The sequence below is a fragment of the Rhodopseudomonas sp. BR0C11 genome (assembly GCF_010820945.1).
Taxonomy (GTDB): Bacteria; Pseudomonadota; Alphaproteobacteria; order Rhizobiales; family Xanthobacteraceae; genus Rhodopseudomonas; species Rhodopseudomonas palustris_H.
The window spans coordinates 1-8,331 of the sequence record NZ_QTKI01000208.1 but is presented as its reverse complement, the minus strand read 5'-3'; the positions used below and the strand labels follow the sequence as shown (position 1 = coordinate 8,331).

The 8,331-nt window shown below is 65.6% G+C and carries 10 protein-coding genes and 1 tRNA gene; 6 read left to right on the top strand and 5 right to left on the bottom strand.

Annotation, left to right across the window (positions count from 1 at the left end; translation table 11 throughout):
* The 3 genes from DYI24_RS16100 to DYI24_RS16090 form a co-directional block, all read left to right on the top strand.
* Positions 1–524: biotin/lipoyl-containing protein (locus DYI24_RS16100; RefSeq protein WP_164573013.1), on the top strand; the 524-nt coding region annotated here is incomplete at its 5' end.
* Positions 525–531: 7 nt separating this feature from the next.
* Positions 532–1,398: an isocitrate lyase/PEP mutase family protein gene (locus tag DYI24_RS16095; protein WP_164573012.1), complete on the top strand. Its 867-nt coding sequence runs from the start codon at positions 532–534 to the stop codon at positions 1,396–1,398.
* On the top strand, positions 1,398–1,697 hold the full coding sequence (locus DYI24_RS16090) for an acylphosphatase (RefSeq protein ID WP_164573011.1): 300 nt from the start codon (positions 1,398–1,400) through the stop codon (positions 1,695–1,697). The genes DYI24_RS16095 and DYI24_RS16090 overlap by 1 nt, the downstream gene beginning before the upstream one ends.
* 18 nt (positions 1,698–1,715) lie before the next feature.
* Here DYI24_RS16090 and DYI24_RS16085 read toward each other — a convergent pair whose 3' ends face one another.
* Positions 1,716–2,564, bottom strand: a complete 849-nt coding sequence (locus DYI24_RS16085) for a LysR family transcriptional regulator (protein ID WP_164573010.1) — start codon at positions 2,562–2,564, stop codon at positions 1,716–1,718.
* Between the two features lie 108 nt (positions 2,565–2,672).
* On the opposite strand from DYI24_RS16085, the gene DYI24_RS16080 reads away from it, so the two are divergent.
* Positions 2,673–3,104, top strand: coding sequence for a tautomerase family protein (locus tag DYI24_RS16080; protein WP_164573009.1), 432 nt, complete (start codon positions 2,673–2,675; stop codon positions 3,102–3,104).
* A 22-nt stretch (positions 3,105–3,126) separates the two neighbouring features.
* Here the strand turns inward: DYI24_RS16080 and DYI24_RS16075 are convergent, their stop codons facing one another.
* Complete coding sequence (locus DYI24_RS16075; protein WP_205523546.1) at positions 3,127–5,751, bottom strand: EAL domain-containing protein; 2,625 nt, start codon at positions 5,749–5,751, stop codon at positions 3,127–3,129.
* 265 nt (positions 5,752–6,016) lie between these two features.
* Positions 6,017–6,754: a lipoyl(octanoyl) transferase LipB gene (gene lipB, locus DYI24_RS16070; RefSeq protein ID WP_164573008.1), complete on the bottom strand. Its 738-nt coding sequence runs from the start codon at positions 6,752–6,754 to the stop codon at positions 6,017–6,019.
* Positions 6,755–6,820: 66 nt separating this feature from the next.
* On the opposite strand from lipB, the gene DYI24_RS16065 reads away from it, so the two are divergent.
* Together DYI24_RS16065 and DYI24_RS16060 are read left to right on the top strand one after the other, a co-directional pair.
* Positions 6,821–7,063 (top strand): FliM/FliN family flagellar motor switch protein, encoded by a 243-nt coding sequence (locus DYI24_RS16065; protein WP_011158713.1) that lies wholly within the window; start codon positions 6,821–6,823, stop codon positions 7,061–7,063.
* 78 nt (positions 7,064–7,141) lie between these two features.
* Positions 7,142–7,226: transfer RNA gene (locus DYI24_RS16060), tRNA-Leu, on the top strand.
* Positions 7,227–7,334: 108 nt separating this feature from the next.
* Here DYI24_RS16060 and DYI24_RS16055 read toward each other — a convergent pair.
* A complete protein-coding gene (locus DYI24_RS16055) occupies positions 7,335–7,796 on the bottom strand; it encodes an RES family NAD+ phosphorylase (protein ID WP_164573014.1) in 462 nt (153 codons plus the stop codon).
* Entirely contained in the window at positions 7,796–8,224 is a 429-nt protein-coding gene (locus tag DYI24_RS16050) for an Xre family toxin-antitoxin system antitoxin (RefSeq protein WP_164573007.1), read from the bottom strand. The genes DYI24_RS16055 and DYI24_RS16050 overlap by 1 nt, the downstream gene beginning before the upstream one ends.
* Positions 8,225–8,331: the final 107 nt, after the last annotated feature.

The following is an 8,331-nucleotide window of genomic DNA, read 5'->3' as shown; positions in this document are numbered from 1 at the left end:
GCGGCCGCTGCGTCTGGCTGGAGCGCAGCGAAGTGCCGCTCGACGTGATCCGCGAGGGTGAGGCGTTCGTCGTGCGCTTCGCCAATGCCGACGGTTCGCTCGGTCAGCCGCACCAGTTGCTGTCGTCCTGGATGCCGGGTGATCCGGTGTGGGAAGGCACCATCGACGGCCATCCGGTCGCGGTGCAGGTCCGCGCGATCCCGAACGGCTTCAAGCTGGCGCATCACGGCTACGAAGTATCGGTCAACGTCTTCACCGAGCGTGAAGCCGCGGCCGCGCGCTGGATGAAGGAAGCCGACAAGGCCGACACCGGCAAGAAGGTGCTGTGCCCGATGCCGGGCCTGATCGTGTCGATCGCGGTGACCGAAGGCCAGGAGGTCAAGGCCGGCGAAACGCTGGCGGTGGTCGAGGCGATGAAGATGCAGAACGTGCTGCGCGCCGAACGCGACGGCACCGTCAAGAAGATCCACGCCGCGGCCGGAGCGACGCTCGCGGTCGATGCGCTGATCCTCGAGTTCGCGTAAGCCCGCCGTGGCCTGGCGCGACCGCCGCAGCGCATTGCGGGCAATCCTCACCGGATCCGCCTGCGTGCGCCCGGCGTCGGTGTACGATGCCATCTCGATCCGGATCGCCGACGACCTCGGCTTTCCGTTCGGGATGTTCGGCGGCTCGGTGGCCTCGCTAGCGATCCTCGGCGATCCCGACATCGCGCTGATCACGTTGACCGAGCTTGCCGAGCAGGTACGGCGCATGACACGCGCCGCCGCGTTGCCGGTGGTGGTCGATGCCGACCACGGCTACGGCAATGCGCTCAACGTTCGCCGCACCGTCGAAGAACTCGAAGCGGCGGGCGCCGCCGGTCTCACCATCGAAGACACGCTGCTGCCGCAGGCTTACGGCGAAGCCAAGCCGCAGCTGGTGTCGCGCGAGGAGGGGCTCGGCAAGATCAAGGCCGCGCTCGATGCGCGGCGCGATCCCAACTTGGTTGTTTTCGGCCGCACCGGCGCCTGCTCGATCACGTCGCTCGATGATGCGATCGAACGCGCGCTGGCCTATGAGGCTGCTGGCGTCGATGCGTTGTTCTTCACCGGCGTGAAGACCCGCGCGCAGCTCGAAGCGATCAGCGCCGTGACCACGCTGCCGCTCGCGCTCGGCAGTCCGCCGGCCGAACTCGGCGACTTCGATCATCTTGCGGGCAGGCGCGTCCGTATCGCGGTGCAGGGCCATGCGCCGATCGCCGCTGCGACCGAGGCCGTGTTCAAAACGTTGTCGGCGATCAAAGCCGGCGCGACGCCGAAGCAGTTGACCGGGCTCGCCGGCGCCGACCTGATGGACAAGGTGACGCGCGCCGACGTCGTCACCGATCGGGGCGAACACTTCCTCGGTGTGAAGCGCTGATGAGCGAGATCATCCGGCAGGTGACGATCCGCGGCCGGGTGCAGGGCGTCGGCTATCGGGCCTGGCTCGCTCACACCGCCGAGGCGATGGGTCTGCAAGGGTGGGTCCGCAATCGCCGCGACGGCAGCGTCGAAGCCACTCTGGCCGGTGGCGACCACGTCGTCAGCGAGATGATCGCGCGATGCCAGCACGGCCCATCGGCGGCGCGGGTCGAAGCGGTGGTGGCAGAGACCGCACAGCCTGACGTCCTGAACCTGCGTCAGCCGGGCGAGCGCTTTTCGATCCTGTCGACCCTATGAGACTGGCGCGACGCTGGCTTAGCCTGCGATCTGCCGGAACGTTGCCGCCAAGGTCCTGAGCGCCGCGCGGCGGCTCGCATCGCTGACGCGGGAGTGCAGCACGACCGGCGACGCAGGCAGGCGTGGCAGCTTCAGTTTGGCACCGACATCGACGAGTCCGGGCGGCGCGATGCGTTTGGCCAGCGGTGCGACGGCGAGGCCGGCGAGCGCAGCGGCGACCACCGCACTGACGCCGCCGCCGACGAACACTTCGGTCCATGGCACCCTGGCCTTGTCGAGCGCCCGCACCGCGGTTGCCCGTACACCGCACGGCGCAGCGAGCGAGGCCAGCGGAACGGGCGCGCCGTGGACGAGATCGAAATCGGGCGCTGCGAACCAGCCGAATTCATCGCGCAGCAAGGTCTCCCCGCCGCGTCGCCCCGCGCTTTCGCGAATGCAGATCGCATCCAGCTCCGCGCGATCGAACGCGTCGACTAAGTCGCGCGAAAACCCGATGCTGACTTCGATCCGCAGGTCGGAGCGCCCTCGGCCAAGCCGCGCCAGCAGCGGCACCAAATCCGGCCCGGCGACGTGGTCGCTGATACCAAGCCGGAGTGACTGAACGATCACGCGCTCGCTGGCAACTGCGCGATCATTGTTGTCGATCAGCGCGCGGGCCCGATCCAGAAACGCCGAGCCTTCTGCGGTCAGCCCGACCGAGCGCGGCGAGCGCTCCAGCAGTCGCCGTTCGAGCAGTGCCTCCAAGCGCTGCAGCCGCATGCTGATTGCCGCCTGGGTGGTGCCGAGCGCTTCGGCGGCCCGCGTAAAGCTGCGCAGGTCGGCGACGTGGACGAAGGCGCGTACCGCGGCGATGTCGAGGTCGATCATCTCATCATCATAAATCGTTATGATTGAAACGCATATTAATACGGTAGCGTGATCTATGGGCGAGGTCTAGCTTCTGCGGCATCGAACACTTGTTGAGAGGAGCTACCGATGCCGCTGATCACCGTGCACTATTCGACGCCGCGCCCGACCTCGGACCTGAAGCCGCGGATCGCCGCCGCGGCCAGCGATCTCGCCGCCACCATCCTGCACAAGGATCCTAAGGTGACGGCGGTGATCATCGAGCAAGTCGATCCGGACGACTGGTTCGCGGCCGGTGCCTCGCTGGCGGATCAGAACCTCGCCAGCTTCTGGCTCGACATCCGGATCGTCGACAGCAGCAACACTAAGGACGAGAAAGCGGAGTTCATTGCTGCGACCTACGCCCGCATGGGCGAGTTGCTCGGACCGCTGCATTCGGAGAGCTATGTCCACGTCAACGGCGTGCGGGCCGACGGCTATGGCTTCGGTGGTCTGACCCAGGAGCAGCGCTATATCGCGCGCAAGCTCGCAGCCGCACCGCGATCTGCAGCCGTGGCGTAAACGCGCGCAAGCGCGGTGGCGGTTAGTTCCGCCGCCGCGTGGCAGTGAACGGCGCCGGCCGGCCATCCGTGCTCGTCGGGCTAATGCGCTCCATCATGGTGCCGGCGCGGGAGGCGCTGTAGCTGAGCAGCCATTGCTCGAACGCAGCCGGCGCCAGTGCAGGCGCATACAGAAAGCCCTGCGCGACGTCGCAGCCGAGCTCGCTGAGGAGCTGGAACTGAGCGGTGGTCTCGACGCCTTCGGCGACGACGCTGAGGGCGAGGCTCTGGCCGACCCGCACCACGGTGGTGACGACCGCGAGGGCGGTGGGGCTGGTCTCAAGTTCGCCCATGAAGCCGCGATCGATCTTGAGCTCGCGGATCGGCAATTGCGCCAGCCGGTTGAGATTGGAATAGCCGGTGCCGAAATCGTCGAGCGACAGGCCGACGCCGATCCGGCGCAGTGCTATCATCGTCTCGTGCGCGGTCGAACGGTTGTCCTGGGCGACGCCTTCGGTGACCTCGAGCATCAGCGCTTCTGGCGGCAGGTGACAGGTCGCGAGCGTGTCGGCGACCAGTGTCGGCAGCGCGGGATTTTCGAAGTTGATCGGCGACAGGTTGACGGCGACACTCGGCACCTCGAGCCCCTGGTCGCGCCATGCCCGCATCTGCCGGCATGCCTCGCGGATTGACCAGCACGCGATCTGGTCGATCAGGCCGCACTCTTCGGCGAGTGGAATGAATTTTGTCGGCGATACCGGACCGAGCGCCGGATCGTTCCAGCGCGCCATCGCTTCGACGCCGTGCAGCGCGCCGTCGCTGGTGCGGATCTGCGGCTGGTAATGCAATTCGAGGCGGCTGTTTGCCAGCGCCGAGCGCAGCGCGGCCGCATAGGCCATCCGCTGCTCCGCCGCGCCGTGCATGTCGCAATTGAACAGCCGGTAGGTTGATCGGCCCGAGCGCTTGGCGCGATACATCGCGGTGTCGGCTTGGTTGATCAGCGTGTCGAGGTCGGTGGCGTTGTCGGGATACAGGCTGATGCCGATGCTGGCGGACATCGGCACCTGGCTGTTGCACAGCGCGAACGGCACCATCAGCGCCTCGCTGATCCGCGCGACTACCGGTTCGATCTCGGCCGGCTCCCGGTTCGGCAGCACAACGACGAATTCGTCACCGCCGAGCCGTCCGACCACGTCGCCCGGCTGGACTTGGTCGCGGAGCCTTCGGGCGAACTCGACCAGGAATTCGTCGCCCGCGGCATGGCCCAGCGTGTCGTTGATGTCCTTGAAATTGTCGACGTCGAGAAACGCCAGCGCGACGGTGCGGCCCTGCGGGCAGGCCGCGGTCGCTTCGCCGATCAAATCCCGTAGTCGCGCGCGGTTGGGCAGGCCGGTCAGCATGTCGAAATAGGCAAGGCGCGCGATCTGGGCCCGCGACTCCATGCGCTCGATCGCGAGCGCGCCGAGATGCAGACAGGCATCGACGATGCGGTGATGCCAATGGCTCGGCGGCCGGCAGGCACGGAAATAGAACGCGAAGGTGCCGATCACACGGCCGTCCTTGGCCTTGATCGGCGACGACCAGCAGGCGCGCAGCCCGATTTCCAACAGCCGCTTCTTGAACGGCTCCCAGCGCGGATCGGTGTCGATGTCGAGCGCCAGCACCGGTTCGCCGTAATACGCCGCGGTGCCACACGCGCCGACCTGCGGGCCGATCGAGACGCCGTCGAGCGCGCGCGAGTAATCATCGGGCAGGCTCGGGCCGCCGAGCGGGTGCAACAGCCCCTGGGCGTCGACGTGCAGGATGGTGGAGACCACATCCGGCGCGATCTTCTCGACGAAACGGCACATCCGGTCGGCGACGTCGGTGATCGGAATCTCGTCCGCGAGTGCACTCAGCGTCAGCTGCTGCAGCATACGCAATTGCCGGGTTTCCGAGATGTCGGTCAGCAGTGCGAAGACCTGCGTGATCCTGCCTTGCGGATTGCGCAGCGCTTTCACGTCGGCCGAGATCCAGATCTCGTCACCATTGTGATCGTAAACCAGGATCTCTTCTTCGCCCCCCTCGGTATCGGCGATCCATCGTTTCAGGCTGGCGATCGTCCGGCGATTGGTGTGGTTGCCGGCGAGGAGATCGATGACATTGCGGCCTTTGACATCCGTGGCGCCGTAGCCGAACAGGCTGGTGAACGCGGCGTTGGTGTAGAGCAGCCTCAGATCGGCATCTGTAACCAGCACCGCACGGGTGGTGCGGTCAGCGATCGAGGTGAGTAGTTCGATGCCTTTGCGGCGCTCCATCTCGGGCGTGATATCGCGCGCGGTGACGAGAGTGTAGTTGTGGCCGTACGTGCTGATCGTCGATTGCGTGAGCTCGGCGCTAATGACTTGGCCGTCCGGTCGTGGGATTTCGAGAATGGCGACGCCGTTCGATGTAGCGTGCGGGAAGAAGACACCGGAAGTTGGCTTCGAGGTCGTTCCGGCGAGGCCGATGACCTCGGCGTGACGTCCGACGATGTCCGTGCGACAGATCCCCCAGATCCGTTCTGCGGCTCGGTTGAACAGACAGACATTGCCAGCATCGTCGATCACGATGGCAGCATCGCGCGTCTGGTCGAGTGCGGCGCGCCACAGCGACTGATTATCGGGAGAACTGGTGGGGCGTTGGATCATTCTTCAAACGAGGTACTAGGACAACTACGAGGGTGGCGCGGCCGCGGCTAATGAGACCGTCGCTGATCTATCCTTGCTAACGTGACGAAAGCGTTGTCAGTGCCGCGCGGCGGGAACCGAGCGGTTTCATCCTTACAATTCCGTTGCTGGAGTCTGTGACTCGACGCGACGGCCGCTGGTGTATCGAGCTTTACGGCCGATTGTGACTGTCGCGGTTCCGACGAGTCATCCCTTCATGCGCGCGGATCGATGCCGGCGGAGGAGGTCAGGCGGTCTCGGTTGTTGTCGAGCGGGTTTCGCCGAAGATGGTCTCGAACGCCGCGCGGAGAGCAATATCCACGTCCGTCATCACCACGGGCAGACCGAGGTCGACAAGGCTGGTGACGCCATAGCGCGGATCGCTGATGCCGCAGGGGACGATCGCCTTGAAGTGCGACAGGTCGGGTTCGACGTTGATGGCGATGCCGTGCAGCGACACCCAGCGTTTCAGCCGGACGCCGATCGCCGCGATCTTGTCCTCGTAACCGTCGCCCTTGTCGGGACGGCGGACCCAGACGCCGACCCTATCCTCGCGACGCTCGCCGCGGATGTTGAAGGCGTCGAGGGTGGCGATGATCCATTGTTCGAGCGCAGCCACATAGGCGCGCACGTCCGGGCGCCGGCGCTTCAGGTCGAGCATCACATAGGCCACGCGCTGGCCGGGGCCATGATAGGTGAGCTGGCCGCCGCGGCCGGTGGTGAACAGCGGGAATCGCTCCTCCAGCAGGTCGGTGGCATGGCCGCTGGTGCCTGCGGTGTAGAGCGGCGGGTGCTCCAGCAGCCAGACCAGCTCGGGTGCGTCGCCCGCCGCGATCGCCGCGGCCCGTGCCTCCATGGTCGCCACCGCCTCCGGATAGTCGACCGGCGAATCGGAAATCCGCCATTCCACCGCCGGCGAGCCATCGGCGGGCTTTAGAGCGGTCCAATCCAGCGTCTGGCGGGGGGAAGTGGGGGCGTTAATCATTGGATAACCATAACGTGGTGTCGTCGACCACGTCTTCGTTCCTCAGGCAAGTCAGTCCGGGTTCCAGTGCCGACACTCGATAAAGTTTCCGTCGATCTGATGGTGGTTCTCGGGACCACCTCAATGCCGATCCACCAAGTGCTGCGGCTGAGCCGCGGCGCCATCATCGAACTGGACGCCACCGAAGCCGACGAGGTCAAGATCCTCGCCAACAACATGCCGATCGCTTCCGGCATGGTTTTGGTCGATCGCAACCGAATTGCGGTCGAGGTCAAACAGATGTTGCCGCGATCCCCAGATCGACGGTGATCTGGCCTTGTGGCCTCATCATTGTTTTGTTAAATGGGCGCCGTCGATCCGGTCGGCGATGCCCGAAACCGGTCCCAAGCGCTCGTGGCGGAATTGGTAGACGCGCTGCCTTGAGGTGGCAGTGAGTAAAATCGTGGGGGTTCGAGTCCCTCCGAGCGCACCACTTCCGCGCCGCTGTGCAGATCGGCGCACCCCTCCAAACAACCTGACGACCTGGTCTCGCGCATAAGAACTGCGAGAACGTTGGCATTCGGATGCCGAAGCCCGATCGTCAGAACAGGCGGGGATCGAGGGTGAACGGCTCGATGTCTGCGATTCTGATCCGGTCGGCGTCAGGATGTCGGTGGTTGATCAGAACGTTCAGATCCGGTGATCCGTCGATCGGGACTATCGCGGATGGCACTCGCAGCAGCGGGGCCGAGAGCGAGGAGTGCCACGCATTACCGCGCTGCTGCGTCCAGCTTTCTCGACGTTGCCAATCGGTCGGCAGGGCGGAAAGTGGCACGTCGTCGACGGCCAAGTCGTCCGGTGCTTCGTAGCGCACCATCATCAGCTCAGGCAGCAGCAGCGGGTCTTCGACGTGCACCAGCTTCTCCAGCACACAGAGAGCGGGCGATGTCGCGCAGTAGGTGACGGGCCGGCCCACGGTGTTCCAACGGCCGTCGAAGAGCAGTCCATAACCACCGTCGAAAGCCCGAGCATGACGGGCGAGAGACAGTCGCCACAGGCGCATCAGGCGGCTGCGCCCCAAGCGATCTTGCCGAGCACCATCTCGATCAGCCTGGCGCCAGCCTCGGTTTGCGCGACGGTGAGGGGTGTTTCGCCGTTCAGCTCAGCCAGAGGGCGGCGAAGCCAGAGGCTGGCCTTGTCCACGCCGAAGGTGTCCTCGGCGAGGCTCTGAATGCGCAGCAGGCGGACAGCCCGATCGGATTCGTCGATCGTGAGCGGCTGATTGCGCTCGGCGCGGTGTCGGCGGGTCCGCTGCGGGATGACGAACTGCTCGATTTCCTTATCGCTCAGCCCGGCGCGGCTCAATCCCTGGAGGGCGGCGAGGGGGAGCCGGTTGCGGACCACCATGGCCAGGTCTGCCTGGGACCGAACCGTTGCACCGAGTACCGGCTTGCCGCCGAGCTTATCCGCGACCGTTTCAATGATGGACATCGTCTGCCCCACCTATAGCGTCGGCAATATGCCATCAATTTAATGGCATATTGCCGGACGGCAAGGGCTGGGTGCGGTAACCGGATCAGTGATTGAGCGGGCGAGGG

What these genes read in the sequence shown, in the direction of transcription:
- DYI24_RS16090 (WP_164573011.1), top strand. Translation starts at nt 1,398, where the DNA reads ATGAGCGAGATCATCCGGCAGGTGACGATCCGCGGCCGGGTGCAGGGC.
- DYI24_RS16085 (WP_164573010.1), bottom strand. Translation starts at nt 2,564, where the DNA reads ATGATCGACCTCGACATCGCCGCGGTACGCGCCTTCGTCCACGTCGCC.
- DYI24_RS16080 (WP_164573009.1), top strand. Translation starts at nt 2,673, where the DNA reads ATGCCGCTGATCACCGTGCACTATTCGACGCCGCGCCCGACCTCGGAC.
- DYI24_RS16075 (WP_205523546.1), bottom strand. Translation starts at nt 5,751, where the DNA reads ATGATCCAACGCCCCACCAGTTCTCCCGATAATCAGTCGCTGTGGCGC.
- lipB (WP_164573008.1), bottom strand. Translation starts at nt 6,754, where the DNA reads ATGATTAACGCCCCCACTTCCCCCCGCCAGACGCTGGATTGGACCGCT.
- DYI24_RS16055 (WP_164573014.1), bottom strand. Translation starts at nt 7,796, where the DNA reads ATGCGCCTGTGGCGACTGTCTCTCGCCCGTCATGCTCGGGCTTTCGAC.
- DYI24_RS16050 (WP_164573007.1), bottom strand. Translation starts at nt 8,224, where the DNA reads ATGTCCATCATTGAAACGGTCGCGGATAAGCTCGGCGGCAAGCCGGTA.